The sequence below is a fragment of the Kutzneria sp. NPDC052558 genome (assembly GCF_044547355.1).
Taxonomy (GTDB): Bacteria; Actinomycetota; Actinomycetes; order Mycobacteriales; family Pseudonocardiaceae; genus Kutzneria.
In genome coordinates this window covers 551,193-568,828 of record NZ_JBIUAG010000001.1, presented here as the reverse complement: position 1 = coordinate 568,828, position 17,636 = coordinate 551,193, and the positions used below count along the sequence as shown (strand labels likewise).

General features: G+C 70.7%; 11 protein-coding genes and 1 pseudogene. 1 reads left to right on the top strand and 11 read right to left on the bottom strand.

Annotated elements, in window-relative coordinates:
- Positions 1–14: 14 nt before the first annotated feature.
- The gene (locus tag ACIG5F_RS02375; RefSeq protein WP_396515565.1) at positions 15–3,203 is read left to right on the top strand and encodes a serine hydrolase; all 3,189 of its coding nucleotides are present in this window, start codon (positions 15–17) and stop codon (positions 3,201–3,203) included.
- A gap of 75 nt (positions 3,204–3,278) precedes the next feature.
- Here the strand turns inward: ACIG5F_RS02375 and ACIG5F_RS02370 are convergent, their stop codons facing one another.
- The 11 genes and pseudogenes from ACIG5F_RS02370 to ACIG5F_RS02320 all read right to left on the bottom strand — a co-directional run bounded on the left by ACIG5F_RS02370 (position 3,279) and on the right by ACIG5F_RS02320 (position 17,541).
- The gene (locus ACIG5F_RS02370) at positions 3,279–5,558 is read right to left on the bottom strand and encodes a M4 family metallopeptidase (protein WP_396515564.1); all 2,280 of its coding nucleotides are present in this window, start codon (positions 5,556–5,558) and stop codon (positions 3,279–3,281) included.
- Positions 5,559–5,830: 272 nt separating this feature from the next.
- Entirely contained in the window at positions 5,831–7,012 is a 1,182-nt protein-coding gene (locus ACIG5F_RS02365; RefSeq protein WP_396515563.1) for a glycosyltransferase, read from the bottom strand.
- Positions 7,013–7,130: 118 nt separating this feature from the next.
- On the bottom strand, positions 7,131–8,435 hold the full coding sequence (locus ACIG5F_RS02360; RefSeq protein ID WP_396515562.1) for an FAD-dependent oxidoreductase: 1,305 nt from the start codon (positions 8,433–8,435) through the stop codon (positions 7,131–7,133).
- Positions 8,420–9,685: an ATP-grasp domain-containing protein gene (locus ACIG5F_RS02355; protein WP_396515561.1), complete on the bottom strand. Its 1,266-nt coding sequence runs from the start codon at positions 9,683–9,685 to the stop codon at positions 8,420–8,422. Before ACIG5F_RS02355 ends, ACIG5F_RS02360 begins: the two co-directional genes overlap by 16 nt.
- 13 nt (positions 9,686–9,698) lie before the next feature.
- Positions 9,699–10,880, bottom strand: a complete 1,182-nt coding sequence (locus tag ACIG5F_RS02350) for an acyl-CoA dehydrogenase family protein (RefSeq protein WP_396515560.1) — start codon at positions 10,878–10,880, stop codon at positions 9,699–9,701.
- An 11-nt stretch (positions 10,881–10,891) separates the two neighbouring features.
- Positions 10,892–12,178: an acetyl-CoA carboxylase biotin carboxylase subunit family protein gene (locus ACIG5F_RS02345; RefSeq protein ID WP_396515559.1), complete on the bottom strand. Its 1,287-nt coding sequence runs from the start codon at positions 12,176–12,178 to the stop codon at positions 10,892–10,894.
- A complete protein-coding gene (locus tag ACIG5F_RS02340) occupies positions 12,175–13,428 on the bottom strand; it encodes an MFS transporter (RefSeq protein WP_396515558.1) in 1,254 nt (417 codons plus the stop codon). Before ACIG5F_RS02340 ends, ACIG5F_RS02345 begins: the two co-directional genes overlap by 4 nt.
- Positions 13,425–14,690, bottom strand: coding sequence for an NAD(P)/FAD-dependent oxidoreductase (locus ACIG5F_RS02335; protein ID WP_396515682.1), 1,266 nt, complete (start codon positions 14,688–14,690; stop codon positions 13,425–13,427). The genes ACIG5F_RS02340 and ACIG5F_RS02335 overlap by 4 nt, the downstream gene beginning before the upstream one ends.
- A pseudogene (locus ACIG5F_RS02330) lies at positions 14,679–14,768 on the bottom strand (hypothetical protein); the annotation flags it as partial. The gene ACIG5F_RS02335 and the pseudogene ACIG5F_RS02330, both read right to left, overlap by 12 nt.
- The gene (locus ACIG5F_RS02325) at positions 14,729–16,267 is read right to left on the bottom strand and encodes a class I tRNA ligase family protein (RefSeq protein ID WP_396515557.1); all 1,539 of its coding nucleotides are present in this window, start codon (positions 16,265–16,267) and stop codon (positions 14,729–14,731) included. The pseudogene ACIG5F_RS02330 and the gene ACIG5F_RS02325, both read right to left, overlap by 40 nt.
- A complete protein-coding gene (locus ACIG5F_RS02320) occupies positions 16,264–17,541 on the bottom strand; it encodes a lysine N(6)-hydroxylase/L-ornithine N(5)-oxygenase family protein (RefSeq protein ID WP_396515556.1) in 1,278 nt (425 codons plus the stop codon). The genes ACIG5F_RS02325 and ACIG5F_RS02320 overlap by 4 nt, the downstream gene beginning before the upstream one ends.
- Between the last annotated feature and the right edge of the window lie 95 nt (positions 17,542–17,636).

The window sequence follows — 17,636 nt, the reverse complement described above, 5'->3', positions numbered from 1 at the left end:
TGGGGGGATTCGGGATGACCCGACGCACGAAGGTCGACGACCTGTACGAGCTGGCGTTGCCGGCGCAACCGGCGATGTCGCCGGACGGCCGGCGGATCGTCTACGCGCTGCGCACGGCCGACCGCGAGGCGGACCGGAACGTCTGGACGCTGTGGCAGGTTGACGCCGCCGGCGGACCGGCACGGCAGCTCACCCAGGGCCCGGACGACTTGTCGCCGACGTGGTCGCCGGACGGGACGACGATCGCTTTCTTGCGGGACAAGGACATTTGGCTGCTGCCGGCCGAAGGCGGCGAACCCCGGCCGCTCACGACCACCGGCGCCGGCGCGCCGGTGTGGAGCCCGGACGGCGCCAAGATCGCGTACAGCGCGCCGGTCGGACCGGACGAGCCCGACCGGCCGCTGGTGATCGACCGCCTTGGCCACAAGGCCGACGGAACCGGCCTGATCGGCTTGAAGCGCAACCACATTCACATCGTCGACGTCGCCACCGGCATGGTCAAGCAGGTCACCTCGGGCGACTGGCACGCCGGCGCGCCGGCCTGGTCGCCGGACGGCACGCGGATCGCCTTCTGCGCCGGGATGGACGCCGACGCGGACCGCACCTACCGTTCTGCCGCCTACGTCATGGAGATTGGCGGTCTGCCCCGGCTGGTCGGCAGTGGCGAAGGCGTGTGCGTGACGGCCGACTGGACCGCCGACGGCACCGCGCTCCTGGTCGTCGGCACGTCGACAGCAGCCGTCGGGAATGCCCGGCTCCTCAGGGTTCCGCTGGACGGCGGGGACACCGTCGATCTCGCCGAGTCGTTGGACCGCAACGTGATGACGGGTAGTTCGGGCTATCCCGGGGCACTGCCGCGGTCGGTCGGCGACGCGGTGTACTTCTGCGTCCGCGATCGTGGATACACGCACCTGTATGTGGTCGACGGCGCCGAAGCTCGGCCAGTGGTCGGCGGTGCGGGTCGTCTGGTTTCCGGTGTGGACATTGCCGGCGGCCATGCGGCGATCGTGCTGGCCACGACGGGTTCGTACGGCGAGATCGCGGTCGTCGATCTGGCCACCGGCGAGGTCGAGGTGCGCACCAGCCACAGCCCGGCCGATGTCGAGCTCTTTGCCTACGAGGACAGGGAGTTCACCACTTCTGAGGGCGTCGTCGTGCACGGGTGGTTGCTGCGCGACCCTAGCCGCCAGGGGCCGTTGCCGCTGCTGCTGGACATCCACGGCGGCCCGCACAACGCCTCCAACGACATCGCCGACGCCGAGCACATCTACCGGCAGGTGCTCGCTGACCGGGGCTGGGCCGTGCTGTTGCTCAACCCCCGGGCCAGCGACGGCTACGGCGAGGCCTTTTTCACCGCGACGATCGGCGGCTGGGGCACCGAGGTCGAGGACTTTCTCGGGCCGCTGGACCAACTCGTCGCCGAGGGCGTGGCCGACCCGGACCGGCTGGCCGTCTGCGGCTACAGCTACGGCGGTTACATGACGGCATATCTGACCAGCCGCGACAACCGCTTCACCCGGGCCGTCGCCGGTGGCTTGGTCTGCGACATGACCAGCTTCACCGGCACGTCGGACGGCGGACACTACTTCGCCACCAAGGAGTTGGGCGAGGCGACCGAGAGCCCGATGTCCCGAGTGGACGATGTACGCACGCCCACGCTGATCCTGCACGGCGGCAGCGACGAACGCTGCCCGGTCGGCCAGGCTGAACAATGGTTCCACGCCCTGTACACGCGGGGTGTGCCGACGCGGATGGTGCTCTACCCGGGCGCGTCGCACCTGTTCATCGTCGACGGGCGGCCGTCCCATCGGGCGGACTACAGCACGCGGATCGTGGACTGGGTCGAACAGCGGGAGCCGATTCGGGTCGAGCACTGGCGGCGGCGACTGGCGGAGCTGTGCCGTCGGCACGGCGTGCCCGGGGCGGCGTTGGGCATCCTGCGCGGTGACGAGTCGGTCCAGGCGAGTTTCGGCGTGCTGGACAAGAACACCGGCGCGGCGGTGGCTGACGACTCGGTGTTCCAGATCGGCTCCATCACCAAGGTCTGGACGACCACCATGATCATGCAGCTGGTCGACGATGGCCGGCTCGATCTCGACGCGCCGGTCGCCGACGTGCTGCCGGAGCTGCGACTGTCCGATCCGGACGTGGCCAAGCGGGTGACGCTGCGGCACCTGGTCACCCACACCAGCGGCATCGACGGCGACCACTTCGTCGACACCGGCCGCGGCGACGACTGCGTGCAGAAGTACGTCGACGGGCTGGACCAGGCCGCGCAGGTGCACCCGCTCGGCGCGACCATGTCCTACAGCAATGCGGGATTCGTGCTGGCCGGGCGGGTGATCGAGCAGGTCACCGGCCAGACCTGGGACGCCGCGCTTCGCGAACGGCTGATCACTGCGCTCGGCCTTAAGCGCACGGTCACGCTGCCCGAGGAAGCGGTCCCGCTCGGCGCCGCCGTCGGTCATGAAGCGGCCGAGGGCGAGGAACTCAGGCCAGTCAAGGACTTCATGCTGCCCCGCAACCTCGGCCCGGCCGGTCTGATCACCGCGTCCGCCGCCGACGTGTTGGCGTTCGCCCGGATGCACCTCGACGGCGGCGCGGACCTGCTCAGCGAGGCGTCCGCGGCGGCGATGACCGAGTGGCAGGTGGATGTGCCCAACCGGCACACCATCTGCGACTCCTGGGGCCTCGGCTGGATGCTGTTCGACTGGGACGGCCACCGGATCATCGGCCACGACGGCAACACCCGCGGCCAGTCGGCGTTCCTGCGGATCGTGCCCGAGTTCGGGCTGGCCATCACGGTGCTCGCCAACGGCGGCAACACCGGGGACCTCTACCGCGACCTGTTCGGTGAGATGTTCGCCGAGCTGGCCGGCATCACCGTGCCGCGCCCGGTGGAGCCGCCGGCCCGACCGCCCACAGTGGACACCGCGGCGGTCGTCGGCGCCTACGAGCGGGCCGGCAACCGGGTCGAGATCTTCCAGGGCGACAACGGCTTGCGGCTGCGGGCCACCGTCACCGGGCTGCTCGCCGACGTCGTCCCGGAGCCGGTCGTCGAGTACGACCTGCTGCCGGTGACCGACACCCTGTTCGTCTACCGCCCGGAGGGCAGGGTGTCGTGGTCGGCGGTCGTCTTCTACACCCTGCCCACCGGCGAGTCCTACCTCCAGTCCGGCGTCCGCTCCTACCCCCGAACCTGACCCCCGGGCAGCGAAAACGGGGAGGGCCGGTGGCCCTCCCCGTCTCCGGTCAGCAAGTGGTCGACGCTAGGGGATTCAGCTCAGCGTCAATGCGGTGTCGTCCACGACGAACGACGTCTGCAGCGAGCTGTCCTCCACCGCGGTGAACTTCAGCGCGAGGGTCGAGCCGGCGAACGACGAGACGTCGATCGTCTTCTGGACGTACCCGGAGGCCTTGTTCAGGTTGGAGTAGGTCGCCAGCGTGGTGGTGCCGCCGGTGACGGTCAGCTTGTCGTACTGGGTGGTGGTGGTCGTCTCGCCCGAGTCGATGTGCAGCCAGAACGTCAGCGTGGCGTGGCAGCCGGCCGGGATGGCCACCGACTGGGACAGCGTGTCGGTGTGGGCGGTGCCGTAGCCGTCCAGCCAGGCGTTCCAGGTGCCGCCGTGGGTGGGCTGCTGCGAGCCGTTCTGGGCGATGACCCCGGAGGTCGCGGTCCAGACGGTGTTGCCGGACTCGAAGCCGGGGTTGCCGAGCTTCTGGCCGGTGCAGTTGCCGCTCACGGTGCCGACCGTCCAGCTGAACGAGGCGGAGCCGCTGTGGCTGGCGCTGTCGGTGGCGGTCACCGTCACGTTGCTGGTGCCGGCGGTGGTGGCGGTGCCGGAGATCACGCCGGTCGAGGCGTTGATCGACAGGCCGGCCGGCAGGCCGGTGGCCGTCCAGCTGTACGGCGCGGTGCCGCCGCTGGCCGACAGCGGCAGGTTCACGGCCGCGCCGGTGGTGGTGGACTGGTTGCCGGGGTTGGACACCGTCACCGTGCCGGTGGCGCTGCACGTGGGGTCGGCCGTCTGGGCCGGCACGCTGATCGCGTCCCACGCCGCCTTGACCGTGTTGAACTCGGTGCAGCTACCCGGGAACAGGTTCTTGGCCGCGGTCAGCGTCCAGGTCCGGTACTTGAGGTAGGAGCTGCCGGTGGTCTTGAGCAGCATCGCGTTGTAGAAGATCTTCAGCGCGTTCTGCACGCCCAGCCCGGTCACGGTGCTGCTGTTGCAGGTGGTGCTGGTGGGCTGGCCGTTGGTCGGGTTCGTGCCCTCGGCCAGCAGGTAGAACCAGTGGTTGCCGGGGCCGGCCGCGGCGTGCACCTCGGTGCTGGGGATGGAGCTGTCGTAGCAGTTCTTGTCGCCAAGGGCCGAGGGGTTGTACATGTTGCGGATCGGGCCGGAGCCGACCAGGTTGATCTGCTCGCCGACCAGGAAGTCGGGCACGTCGTAGGGCGACGGCTCGTTGGCGAACCACTCGGTGGACGCGCCGAACACGTCGGCGACGAACTCCTGGGTGCCGTTGCCGGAGATGCCGCCCGGCGTGTGGTCGTCGATGCCGTGGCCGTGCTCGTGGGCCACCACGTCGATCGAGCCGATCCACTGGTTGTTCGAGTTGTGCCCGATCTGGACCTGGCTGCCGTCGTAGTAGGCGTTCTCGTCGGCCAGCCCGACGCGGATCGGCCAGCCGCCGCCGCTGCCGTCGAAGCTGTTGCGGCCCAGCCACTGCGACAGCATCTTGTTCTCGGTCTGCACGCCGAACAGCGCGTCGACGCAGCCGGTCTCCTTGCTGGTGGCGTTGCCGGTGCCCCAGGTGTCGGAGGTCTTGGTGAAGGTGGTGTTGTTGGCGGCGTCCTGGCAGCTGACGTTGGTCAGCACCGGGTCCTTCAGCGAGAAGTTGCTGCCCGAGTGGGTGGTGTCCAGGTGCACCGGGTTCGGACCGTTCCACGCGGACGTTCCGTCGCCGAACAGGACGTGTTCCTGGGTGTGCAACACCTTGCCGGTGGTGGCGTCCACGACGACGTCGAGCTTGCTGGGCTCGCCGTCCTTGACGCCGGTCACGGTGCTCTGCCAGGCCAGCGTGGGCGTGCCGAGCGCGAAGGTCACCAGCTGGGCGGCGCCGACGTTGTCCACGGTGGACAACTGGGCGCGGGCCGTGGCCTCGGCGTCCTTGGCCGACAGCGTGGGCGTGATCGAGGCCAGGCTGATGGTCTTGTCCTGGGCCACGGACGTGGACACGACCTGGCCGGTGGAGTTGGTGGCCACCACGAAGTCGCCGCCGACGACCGGCAGTCCCTTGTAGGTGCGGTCGTACGGGACGTACTTCATCCCGTTGGTGGAGGAGATCAAGCTGTGCTCGACGAACGCGTCGTCGGCGCTGGCGTGCAGGGCGGCCGGCCGCGAGGCGACCAGGCTCTGCGCGGCGTTGACGGCCATGGCGTCCGCGGTGAGCGGGGACGCGGTGTTCGGGGTGGGTTGCGCCTGTGCGGCCGTGCTGGTGGTGACGGCGGCGACCAGCAGGCCGGCCGCGACGACGACGGTGGTGCGTCTCAGGATCATCGGCAGGTTCTCCTCCGAGCAGGGGTTGACTCGGTCCGCGTCCGGCGGCCGTGTCCGACAGAGGTGGAAGGATGCGTCGACCGCGGACCAGGATCCGGGCTCGGCGAACCGGGAGCAACCGACGAAGGTAGTGAAGTTCGCATGAATCGCCTGAACGGCGTTATTGCGACGAACGGCTGCCATCCACTCGGGTTACGTGACCGAATTTTATTGCTGTGAACAAGAAAGGGTGGCCGGCCCCGGGGGACCGGTGGCATGCTTCTGCGCCCGGGTCAACCGGCGATCGTCGTGAGAGCCAGGTCACACCCGTCCTCGGTGGCCAGTCGCTCCGCGGCGATCGCGGCGGCGGCCGGCGTCGGCAGCGTGGCCAGCCGTCGGGCGAGGCGGTCGGCGGTGAGCCGGCGGACCGGGAGCGGCTCGGCGGCGAGGCCCTGGCGGTGGAGGAGACCGGCCCAGAACGGTTGGTCGGCCAGGAACGGCACGACCACCGACGGCAGCCCGGCCCGCACCACCGCGTGGACCGTGCCGGCCCCGCCGTGATGGACGGCGGCGACGCAGCGGGGCAGGACTCCGTGGTGGGGAACCGATTTCCGCACCAGGACGTCGGTCGGGTCGTCGGGGGAGGCGAGTCCGCCCCAGCCGGTGACCAGCAGCACCCGATGGCCCACGGCGCGGGCCGCGGCGACGACGGCGTTGGCCCGCTCGCGCGCGTCCCCGACCGCCATCGAGCCGAAGCCGGCGTAGATGACGTTGCCACCGGCCAGGAACTCGGCCGTCTCGGCATCGGGTTCGGTCGTGTCGGGCTCGTGCCACTGGCCGGTGATCACGGTGGTCTCCGGCCAGTCGGCCGGCCGGCGCAGCAGCGCGGGGCTGACCGGAACGAGTGCGCGGGCCGGGCCGGGAATGGGGCCCCGTGCCGGCAGGGCGAGCTCGGATCGCAGCTCCCGCAACGGTTTCGCGAACATCCGGTTGGCCGCTTCTGTGGCCCGGAAGGTGATCCGGTTGAACGGCCCCAGGTTGGCGGTGGTGACGCCGGCGGCCGGGAACTCCCGGGTCGGCGTGACCACCGGCACGATCTCGGCCAGCACCGCCGGCACGTCCAACGCCGCCGCGGCCAGCGGGGCGGCGAGCAGTTTCGGATGGTAGACAAGGACATCCGGGCGGAAGGCGGTGGCCACCGCGGTCGTCGAACGCAGCAGAGCCGTCATCATGGGCATGATCGTGCTGCGGAACGACCGCATCGCCGCCAGCGGCGACACGCCCTGCTCGGCCACCAGCTCCGCGTAGTTCGCGTCGAGCGCGGCGGCGTCCAGGTCCGCCTTCTCGGCCGTGGCCACGAACTCCCTGGTGACGCCGATCCGCACGGTGTGGCCGTCGCGGACCGCCCGTCGGCCCAGCGCCAGGAACGGCTCCACGTCGCCGCGGCTGCCGGCCGTCAACAGCAGGATCCTCACGTTGCCAGCGTAGTGATCACGACCGGAGGCCGGGGTCGATCCGAGGGGACGCCGCCCGTTGGGGCAGGCGATCGCCGGTCCGCCGGCCGCAGCCACTGCCGCGGCCGGCGGACCGCGGTCAGCGCAGGAACCGCCGCGCCGCCGCGCCGACCGCCAGCACGCCGAGCGTCGCCGCGGCGGCCTGGAGGATGCGGTGTTGGCGGTGGGCACGGTGCCGAGCGGCGGCGTAGGGCATGGTGGTGTTGGTGACCATGGCGTGCAGGGGCATCCACCGGTGCCGAAGGATCTTCTCCAGCACCACGTCGCACGCCTTCTCCAGTCGCACGGCCGGAGAGCGAACAGTGTCGCGGAGTTCGGCGAAGTTCTGGCGGGACATGTCGGCCAGGGCATCGGTGTCGGGCTTGCGCCGCCGGTAGAAGCGCGACAGGGCGGCTGGGGAGTCGGAGGGGAAGGCGGCGAAGGAGTCGGCCAGTTCGAGTCCGTCCTCGAAGGCGGCGTTCATGCCCTGGGCCAGGAAGGGATAGACGGCGTGGCAGGCGTCGCCGATGAGCACGACCTTGCCGTCGTGGTGCCACGGCGAGGTGCGGGTGGTGACGAGTTTGAACGTGGGCTGGTCGAGGAAGACCTTGCCGACGTCGGGCACGAGGTCGAGGACGTCGGGGAACAGCGTGCGGAACAGCGTGTCGACGTCGTCGGCGGTGCGGAGGGCGGCGAAGCTGCGCGGACCCTGGAACGGCAGCACGCAGGAGCAGGTGAACGAGCCGTCGAGGTTGGGGTGGGCGAACATCATGGTCTCGCCCCGCGGCCACAGGTGGAACACGTCGTCGGCCATGCGGTGCCGGCCGTCGGTCCCGGCCGGGATGTGCAGTTCCCGCCAACCCCACTCCAGGAACTCCTGCGAGTAGTCGGCCCGCTCGTCGCGTTGCATGTGCTTGCGCACGACGGAAAAAGCCCCGTCGGCGCCGACGATGACATCGGGGGTGACGGTGAAGGCCTCGCCGGACTCGGACACGAAGTCGGCGGCGGGCAGGTCCTTGTCGATGCCGACGCAGCGGGTGTCGAACACGAACCGCACGCCCCCGGTCCGGCTGGCGGCCTCGATGAGCGCGACGCCGAGATCATGGCGCTGGATGGCGAGAATGCCGCCCTCGCCGTAGCTGGAGAACCGCAGCGAGCGGTCCGGGTTGTGCACCATCCGCCCCCGCATGGGCACGACGTGCCGGGTGATCTCCGCCCGCAAACCCAGGCGTTGCAACGCTTGCAGACCACGCTCGGACAGGCCGAGGTTCATCGAGGTGGTGTGCACGGCGTTGAGCCGCGGATCGGGCCGGCGCTCGTAGACGGTGACCGTGTGGCCCTGCCGGCCGAGCGCCAGCGCCAGGAAGGCGCCGGCCATGCCGGCCCCGACTACCGTGAATTCCACTGCGGACCCCCGGTCGTGACGACGTGCACCTGGTCGATTGCCTTCTCCGCCAGGCGAACCGCCTCGCCGGCGGTGGGCGCGAGCACCATGATCGAGCCCGGCCGGTCCCATGAGCTGCGCAGCTCCGGCACGACGTCGCCGACGCCGGGCGCGAGACCGACGCTGACCACGCCGGGCAGCTCCTTGGCCTCCTCCAGGCCGTCGATGCTGAGGATCTCACCGGGCGCCACCGAGATGAAGCGGACGGCCGCCGCCTGCGGGGCGACGGTGGGCAGCACCGGCGGTTCGAGGCCGCGCATCACCGAGAAGTAGTGCTGGCCGATGGGTTCGCCGTAGGCCCGCTCGATCATCTCGATGATGCCGTCGCCCGGGAACCGCCCGGCGCACTCCACGAGATACGGCGTGCCGTCGCGGACGATCCACTCGCAGTGCACGACACCGGAGTGGAAACCGACGGCCCGCAGCACGGCCAAGGTGCTGTCCCGCAACGAATCGGCCAGCTCGCCGGAGATCGCCGCCGGCAGCACGTGCCCGAGCTCGATCGGCCGCGAGCCGGGGTAGAGCAGCTTGTCGGTGACGTTGAAGAACAGCGACTGCCCGTCGCGGACGACCATCTCCACGCTGTACTCGTGGCCGACGATGTACTCCTCGACCAGCATCCGCACCGCCCGGTCGCGGTCGGGCACGAAGACGCCCTCGTCGTGCCGGGTGCACTCGGCCCAGACCGTCGGCACCGACGACGCGTCGTGCACGATCTGCGTCCCGACCGCGCCCTGCCGATTGGCCGGCTTGAGGATCACCGGCGCGTCGTGGGCAGCCATGAATGCCACCACCTCCTCCGGCGAGGCCACCTCCTCCGACACCGGATTGGGCACGCCGGCGGCACGCGTCACCTTGCGCAGCAACGACTTGTCCCGCAACAGCTCGGCCGCGCCCAAGGTCGCCCCCGGCACCCCGAGGCGCTCGGCCAGCCGGGCCGCGCACGGCGTCGCGTACTCGACCAGAGGCACCACCGCCGACGCGGTGAGGTCGGGCCGGGCAGCCAGCAGGGTGTCGGCCGAGCCGGGCAGCTGGTACTCCCACTCGATGAGCTCACGCACCAGCTTCGAGTCGGCGATGTGCCCGCGGACGTCCCGCTTCCGCACGACGTCCGGCTCCTCGATGATGATCAGCGACTGCTCCGGCAGGAACTCGGCCAGCACCTTCAGCGCCGACACAAAGCCCACCAGGATGATCGGTCGATCGGTCACGGCAGTGGCTCCTCTATCTCGCGATGCCCAGGCACAGGCCGAACTCGGGGGCGCCGCCCAGCAGGTGGGCGCCGCCGGACTGCAGGATCCGCTCCTGCGCGAACAGGTGCTGGCACATGGTCGTGGTGTCCCGCAGCCAGCGGTCCATCGGCGAGGCGCGGTGGATCGACGCGGTTTGCAGCAGGTCGTAGAGCCGGGTGACGATCGAGCGCGCGGTCCGGAACGCGTGCAACCGGGACAGCGGCAGCACGGCCCGCTCGTCGACGGTCAGGTCGTCCAGAGTTCCGTTGTCGCCCAACACTTCTTCCAGCCTCGTCAGCGCACCCCGCACGCCCTGCCGGCTGGCGTGGTAGTCGGCCTCGCACTCGGCGATGATCGTCTGCACGCGCCGGTTGTCGGCCCAGCGGTCCCCGTTGGGATAGCGCCGAGTCGTGGCCAGCTCGCGGACGTGGTCCAACGCCGCGCGGGCTACACCCAGCGGCACGCCGGGGAGGGACCGCATGAAGGTCTCCGGCTCGTTGCGCCGGCAATCGGGGTCGCGCAGCTCGCTGAACACCAGCGCGTGGTCCTCGGGCACGAACACGTCGGTGATCGTGTAGTCGCAGCTGCCGGTGCCGGCCAGGCCGGTGGTCTCCCAGTTGTCCATAGTGGTCACGTCCTCGCGGCGGACCATGAACAGCCGCGAGTCGTGCGAGCCCGAGCCGGGGAAGGGCTGACCGTCCTGGAAGACGAATGCGCCGGAGATCACCCAGTCACACGTCGTGACGCCGCTGCCGAAGGTCCATCGACCGGACAGCCGGTAGCCGCCGGGCGCCATCTCCGCGCGGCCGACCGGGAACAGTGCGCCGGCGGTGATGATGTCGAGGTGCGGGAACATCTCCTTGGCCGCCACGGGGGACAGGTACCGCGCGAAGTGCCCGGTGTGCGCGCAGACCTCCGCAGACCACGCGGCGGAAGCGTCCCCATAGGACAGTGCCTCGATGACCTCCAGCTCCTGCAACGAGGACAGGTCCGGGCCGCCCCACGCGTGGCTGAAACCGGCCCGGTAGATGCCGGTCGCCCGCAGCTTCTCGACGATGTCCTCGGGCAGATGCCGGAGCTGCTCGATCTCCGCCGCGCGCTCGCGCAGCTCCGGAGCCAAAGCCTTGGCCCGGGCCAGGATATCCGCGGCCGTCAGCTCGGGTGCGATGGTCATGTGCTCGCTCCTCATGCGTCGGTGTCCAGGAGCCCGGCGGGCATCTCGAAGGCGGCGTCGGGCTCCGGCGGTCCGGCCGGGTCCGCCGAGACCTCGACCATGGCCGAGGTTTCGGCCAGCAGACGCCGGCACGTCGGCACGTCCTCGGCCTCGCACACGACAAAGGAGTGTCGGGCCAGGTAGCCGCCCGGCGGCAGCCGCAGCGTGGTCCCGGGCTCGACCATCGGCGAGGCCGTGACCAGACCTTCCACCGAGCTGGGCACGGTCACCGACCGCACCACGCAGTCGCGTTCCGGCAGCCCGAACCGGATGCCGGCCACCGACTGGCGGGTGGGTGTGATGTCCGGGCGCTGCCCGGTGGCCACGTCGAACAGCACCTCACCGGAGTCGATGCCGGTGGCGAGCTGACCGAGCAGCGGGATCAGGTCGCCACCGACCCGGCCGTTGATCTCGATCACCACCGGGCCCCGTGGCGTCAGCCGCACCTCGCTGTGGGTGATGCCGTCCTCGATGCCCAGCGCGCGGTGGGCCCGGGCCAGCGTGCCCACCAGCTCCTCGTCGGCCAGCAGTGGATCGGCGGCGTCGACGACGTGCCCGATCTCCTCGAAGTACGGGTGCTCGCCGCTTTCCTTGCGGGCCAAGAACATCGGCAGGTACTCGCCCTTGTGCACGGCCCCGTCGACGCTGATCTCCGGCCCCTCGGCGTAGCCCTCGACGATCGCCTTGGCCCCGTAGACGCCCTGGTCGACCTCGCTGGCCGCCTGCGCCACGGCGAAGGCGGCGTCGAACTCCGCCGCGTCGCGCGCCATGACGACGCCGATGCTGGCCCCCAACGCCCGGGGCTTGACCACGACCGGATAGCCGATCCGCTCCGCCGCCGCACGGGCCTCGGCCGGATCGGACGTCATGGCGTAGCCGGGTTGGGGCAGGCCGGCGGCGGTGAGCAGGGCCCGCGTGCGGTTCTTGTCCCGACAGCCGTGCACGCCGGCCAGCCCCAGCCCCGGCACGCCGAACTCGGCCGCCAACTCGCCGGCGGTCAGCACCAGCGGCTCGTCCCAGCACATCAACCCCACGACCTGCTCCCGCTCGGCCACCTTGCGGGCCTCGGCCGCCATCACCGCCGGATCGAAGACGTCGGCCAGCACGATCTCGTCGAAGTACTGGTTCTGCCAGGTGGGCTTGAGATTGTTCAGCAGCACCAGCCGCAGCCCGGCGGCGCGGGCCCGGCGGTGGACGGACGTGACCAGGTACTCCCGGTAGTAGCGCAGGCCGCTGCCGATCACCAACAAGGTGCTCATGCCACGGCCTCCGAGGTGACGACCGACTCGGTCTTGGGCTCGGGCTTGACCTTGATGCCGGCCCAGGCCAGCGCGCCGGTGATGACGGCGAACACCGTGAGCACCGGGAAGAACGCGTTGCCCAGCGCGGCCCACGCGACCACGCCGATCGCCGGCCCGACCGCCTGGGCGAGGCCCATGATCGAGCTGTTCACGCCGAGGTAGCGGGCCCGGTACCGGGCCGGCACCTTGGCCGGCCGGGCGAACATGGTCGGGCCGGACATCATCAGCCCGCCGGTGAACAGCGCGGCGCTGACGATCACCACCGCCGGGTTGCCGGCCGACAGGCCCCACCCGAGGAACGCCAGCCCGAACACCACATGGCCGAGGAACACCGCCAGCGACGGCGGCCACTTCACGATGTACGAGGTGATCTTGAGCTCGCAGGTGATCAGCACGATGCCGGAGGTGGCCAGCACGAAGCTGTAGAGGTCGGTGGACAGCCCGTCGGCGACGATCTTCAGCGGCAGCGCGACCGTGTACTGGGCGTAGACCAGGGTGCCGATGAACACCGCGGCCAGGTACATCAGGAACCGGCCGTCCCGGGCCAGCACCGCGTAGGCCGAGCCGCGGGACGCGGTCTCGCCGGGCGCGGGCTCCTCCTCGGCCGGCGCGACCACGTTGGGCAGCAAGGAGAACGCCAGCAGCGAGTAGAGCAGCGCGGTCACACCGTCCACATAGAACAGCAGGTCCCAGTTGACGCTGATGAACACCGTGGCCAGCAGCGCCGCCCCGGCCGCGCCGGCATTGAGCGCGATCCGCATCATGGAGAAGCCCATGACCTGGAACTTCTCCGGCATCAGCTCGGCCAGCAGCACCGATGCCGCCGGCCGGTAGGCCTGCGTGACCAGGCCGGCCAGGCCGACGTCCAGCACCACCAGCCAGAACGTGTTCGGCCCGCCCAGCAACGGGATCAGCGCGACCAGCGGGCCGGAGGCGGCCATGGCCAGGCCGATGGTGACGCGCGTGCCGACCCGGTGCGCCAGCTCGCCGCCGAGCATGGTGCCGACGATCGCGCCGACCGCGTAGGCCACCAAGCCGATGCCGGCCAGCTCGGCCGACACCCCCCGGTGCACCAGGTACAGCAGCAGGAAGGACTGGACGAACGCGCCCAGCTGGTTGAGCAGCATGCCGCCGAGCAGGTACCGGATCGACACCGGTGTCGCCCTGATCGCGGCGAGCACGCCGTCGGACGCCCTGTCGTTGTTCATGCTGATGCCTCCATGGCTTCGACGATCGTGTTCGCGACGAGCGGTGCGGCGGCGAATCCCGAGCCGCCGCAGGCCGGCCGGACCCACAGGCCCGGGCGGGGATGGATCAGCAGCGGACCGCCGGTGTCCGGCGCGGCCGCGTAGTGGCATTCCCGCACCGCCACCACGGTGTACCGGTCCAGTTCGGACAGAATGGGTTCCGCGAGCAGTCTCTCGGCCCACGGCAGGTCGGGCAGCCGCCCGGCCCGTGCGGGTAACGGCGATCGCTCGGCCCGCCACGCGTCCGCACTCACGCCAGGCAAGACCCGATCCTGGCGCTGGGTGGGGTGAAAGCGCCTTTCCTGGCGTTTTTTTGTGTCATGAAGGGCCCCATACTGGCGTTGAACGTCATGAAGGGGCCCTTCCTGACGTTGAATGTCATGAAGGGGTCCTTCCTGACGTTGAGCGAGAGGATCGGTCCCTTGATCTTGGGGCGGGGTGGTGTGGGGGGTGGCTGGTGGCCGTGCGGCGCGTGGGGCGGCGGGGAGCCAGTCGCCCCAGGACTCCAGGTCGCCGTCGGTGGTCGAGTCGACCTTGCGGCACACCACATCGGAGCTGATCTTGAGCAGGGTGCCTTCCCCCGGCGGCAGCAGCCAGGCGCGGCCGTCGGCGCCGAGGCCGCCGACTCCGGGCGCGGTTTCCCACCACGAAGCCAGATCGGCCGGCGGACGCAGGTACACCATGGTCTGCCGGAACAGCGCCACCGGCACGTCCACCAGATCTCGGCTCCACGGCCCGGCCGCCACCACGACGGCGTCCGCGCCGAGCGCCGTGCCGTCCGAAAGGGACACCCAGTGGTCGGCCACATATCGGACCGAGCACTCGGGACGGACCGACACCGCCGGGTGGTCGGCCAGCCACCGGGCGGCGGCGTGCAGGAACTTGTCCGCCAGCAGAACTCCGGCGTCGGGGTCGAGCACGCCGACGGTTCCGCCGGGGAACACCACGTGCGGCAGCTCGACCAGCTCGCCCTCGGCGTCCTCGACGGGCCAGGCCGTGACGATGCCGACCAGGCGTAGGAACTCGGTGCCCAGCACGGATTCCAGGCCCAGCCAGCGCTTGCGGGCGTCGGCCATGCGGGCGGTCAGCACCGGGTCGCCGGGCCGGCGCACCCGCAGCGCCCGGTGCTGGTCGGCCGAGGTCGACGCCGGATTGGGGATGGGGCCGCGATCGAGCAGCGTCACCCGGTGGCCCGCCAGCGCGCACTCGATCGCGGTCACCATCCCGGTGACCCCGGCGCCGACGATCACGACGGTGGACATCAGCCGCCGGCCCCGGTCAGGCGAGGCAGGGGCGTGGGCGTGACCGCGATGACGTCCGACGCGGACGGAATCGTGGTGTCCGGCAACGCCGCTGCGGCCAGGTCGATCAGCACCGGCGCGGCGCAGCGCAGGAACACGTCGACCTCGTGGCAGAGGTCGCCGGCGTTCGCCTTGGTCACCCCTGCGGCCATCTGGTCCAACCGGGCCAGCTGTTCGGCCATTGTGGACGCGACGGCCGTGAGGCTGAAGCGCCGCACGCCGTAGCCGCCGGCGAACCGCTCGACCATGCGCCGCGCCGATCGCCGCGACCGCTCGGACACCGGCAGCGGCCCGCGCCCCACCAACGCGTCGACCGCCGCCGCGACCCGGTTCCACGGACGAACCAGCCGTGACTCGGTGACACGGAGCAATGCCTCACGGGTGAAGTCGGTGCGCTGGAACTCCGGGCTGGTCGCCGACAGGTGGAAGCGGATCAGGTCACGCGGCACCTCGGCCGCCAACTCCCGGCCCGACACCACGTGACCGCGGCTGGTCGAGAACTTCTCGTTGGCCAGCTCGTAGAAGTCGTTGGTGATGTACTGCGCCGGCACCACGTGCTCGCCGAGCGCGGTCAGCATCGCGGTGCCGACGACCGCGAACGGATAGGTGGCGTCCAGGCCGGTGAAGTAGACGACGGTGGTGCCGGAGTCCTTGCGCCACAACTCGTCGTCGGCGGTCAGCACCGCGCCCCGCCGCTCGGCGGCCAGCGCCGTGGTGAACATGCTCCACGGCATGCCCTCCATGTGCGGGTAGATCACCTGCCCCGGCACCTCCGGGAACGGCGCCGGGATGCCCCACGAAGTCGGCTGGGTGATGGGGAAGTCGGGCAGCGGCCCGGCCATCACGTCCTCGATCATCTGGGCCATGTGCGGCCGCATCGGCGTTCGCGCGAAGTAGTCGGCCAACTCCGCTCGGTACTCCTCGACCGGGAACACGAGGATCTCCGCCTCGCGGGTCTCCAGCGGCTCGTCCGGGTACAGCGTCGAACGCGGATCGATCAGGTCGCCGGGCGCGACCGGCAGCCCGCAGCTCTCGCAGATGCCGGCGTACCCGGTGGCCAGGCAGAACGGGCAGCCGCCGAGCACGTAGGCGTCCATCAGGTACTCGCCGGTGCTGGGCAGGTACGGGAAACGCCAGGTGCGCAGCTTGAGCCGGCCCAGGCCGTGCAGGCGCTGGTAGAAGTCCAGCACCATCTTGGTGAACCGGTCGCCGATGCAGCCGAAGCCGTCCACCTCGATGCCCATCGCGGCCAGCGTCCGCTCCACCTGCTCGGCCGAGCGCACCCGCAGGTGCTCGGGGGACACGCCGAGCTTGCGGGCGGCGGTCACCACGTAGTTCTGGGTGAAGTGCATGCCCGTGCCGTACAAGGCCTCCCGGCCGGTGGCCCGGGCGTACCGGGTGCAGACGTCGGCGGCCAGGAACGGCCCGGCCAGGTGGCCGACGTGCAGGTCCCCGTTGGCGGTCGGCGCCGGGGAGATGATCACCAGCCGCTCGGTCATCGGGCGCTCCTGAGCTCGCCGCGACGGGCCAGCAGGTCGTCGACGATGTCCTGGGACCGGTGGGCCAGCACGCTGATCAGCGAGTCGGCGATGCCGTGCGTGGCCTCGTTGACGCCCTGTAGGTACATGGCGCCCCAGGTGGAGTCGCCGAGATCGACCCGGTAGCAGCGGCTGACCGTGATCTCGGCCAGGCCGACCTGGTCGGCCAGGTCACGGACCATCGCCGGCATCCGCAGGTCGTACCCGGTGCCCAGCAGCACCACGTCGCAGCGCAGGGGCTCCACCTTGCCCGAGGTCCGGTCACGCAGGTCCAGCACCACCTCGCCGTCGGCCATGCGGGCCCCGACCACCTCGGTCAGCGGCCGCACCCGTGACCTTTCCTGGCCAACGCCGCGCTGTTGGTAGAGCATCGTGTACAGCTGCTCCAGGAAGGGCGGGGCCAGGCCGGCGTAGTTGGTCAGGTGCATCTCGTCCAGCAGCTGCTTGCGCACGTCCGGCGGACTGTCGTAGAAGGTGTCCACAAAGGACGGGAAGAACAGCTCGTTGACGAACTTGCTGGTCTGGTAGTTCTGCAGGCCGATCGAGCGCACCACCATGGTCAGCTCGCTGTTGGGCAGATTCTGGTGCAGGGCCATGAACATCTCGGCCGCGCTCTGCGCTCCGCCGACCACCACGGCCCGCAGCGGCGCGTCCGCGGGCAGCTGGGCGATCCTGGTCTTGTACTGCGAGCTGTGCACGACGCGGTCGGCCGGCAGTTCGGCGAACACGTCGGGGATGTTGCGGTCCCGGCCGCCGCCGACCACGAGGTCGCGGCAGCGGATGGTGTCGCCATCGGACAGCGTCACTGTCCATCCGGTGATGGAGCCGTCCGAGCCGCGGGCCGGCTCGATGCGCTGGGCGTGCGCGTTGAAGCGGATCGGCACCCGCTCCAGCGAGCGGGCCACCCACTGCAGGTAGTCGGAGATCTCCCAGCGGAACGGGTTGAAGGTGCCCAGGTTCACGAACTCGTCCAGCCGGCCCGAGTCGTGCAGGAAGTTCAGGAAGGAGAACTTGCTGCGCGGGTTGCGCAGGGTCACCAGGTCCTTGAGGAAGGACACCTGGCTGCGGGCCCACGGCATCAGCAGGTCACGCTGCCACTTGATGTCCGGGCTCTGGTCCAGCAGCAGCGTCTCGCCGGCCAGTGCGTCCGAACCGGACTCCTCGATGGCCACCGCGAGCGCCAGGTTGGCCGGCCCCGCGCCGATCGCCAGCAAGCCCACCTCTTGGTCAGTCACAGGCACACCTCGTTCGTCGGAAGTGGTTCGCGCCCGCCGGGCCCGGTGGCCCGCGGCGGTGACGCGCGATGTCCGTTCATGTCGAGCGAGTGACC

What these genes read in the sequence shown, in the direction of transcription:
- ACIG5F_RS02375 (WP_396515565.1), top strand. Translation starts at nt 15, where the DNA reads ATGACCCGACGCACGAAGGTCGACGACCTGTACGAGCTGGCGTTGCCG.
- ACIG5F_RS02370 (WP_396515564.1), bottom strand. Translation starts at nt 5,558, where the DNA reads ATGATCCTGAGACGCACCACCGTCGTCGTCGCGGCCGGCCTGCTGGTC.
- ACIG5F_RS02350 (WP_396515560.1), bottom strand. Translation starts at nt 10,880, where the DNA reads ATGACCATCGCACCCGAGCTGACGGCCGCGGATATCCTGGCCCGGGCC.
- ACIG5F_RS02345 (WP_396515559.1), bottom strand. Translation starts at nt 12,178, where the DNA reads ATGAGCACCTTGTTGGTGATCGGCAGCGGCCTGCGCTACTACCGGGAG.
- ACIG5F_RS02340 (WP_396515558.1), bottom strand. Translation starts at nt 13,428, where the DNA reads ATGAACAACGACAGGGCGTCCGACGGCGTGCTCGCCGCGATCAGGGCG.
- ACIG5F_RS02335 (WP_396515682.1), bottom strand. Translation starts at nt 14,690, where the DNA reads ATGGTGACCGCGATCGAGTGCGCGCTGGCGGGCCACCGGGTGACGCTG.
- ACIG5F_RS02325 (WP_396515557.1), bottom strand. Translation starts at nt 16,267, where the DNA reads ATGACCGAGCGGCTGGTGATCATCTCCCCGGCGCCGACCGCCAACGGG.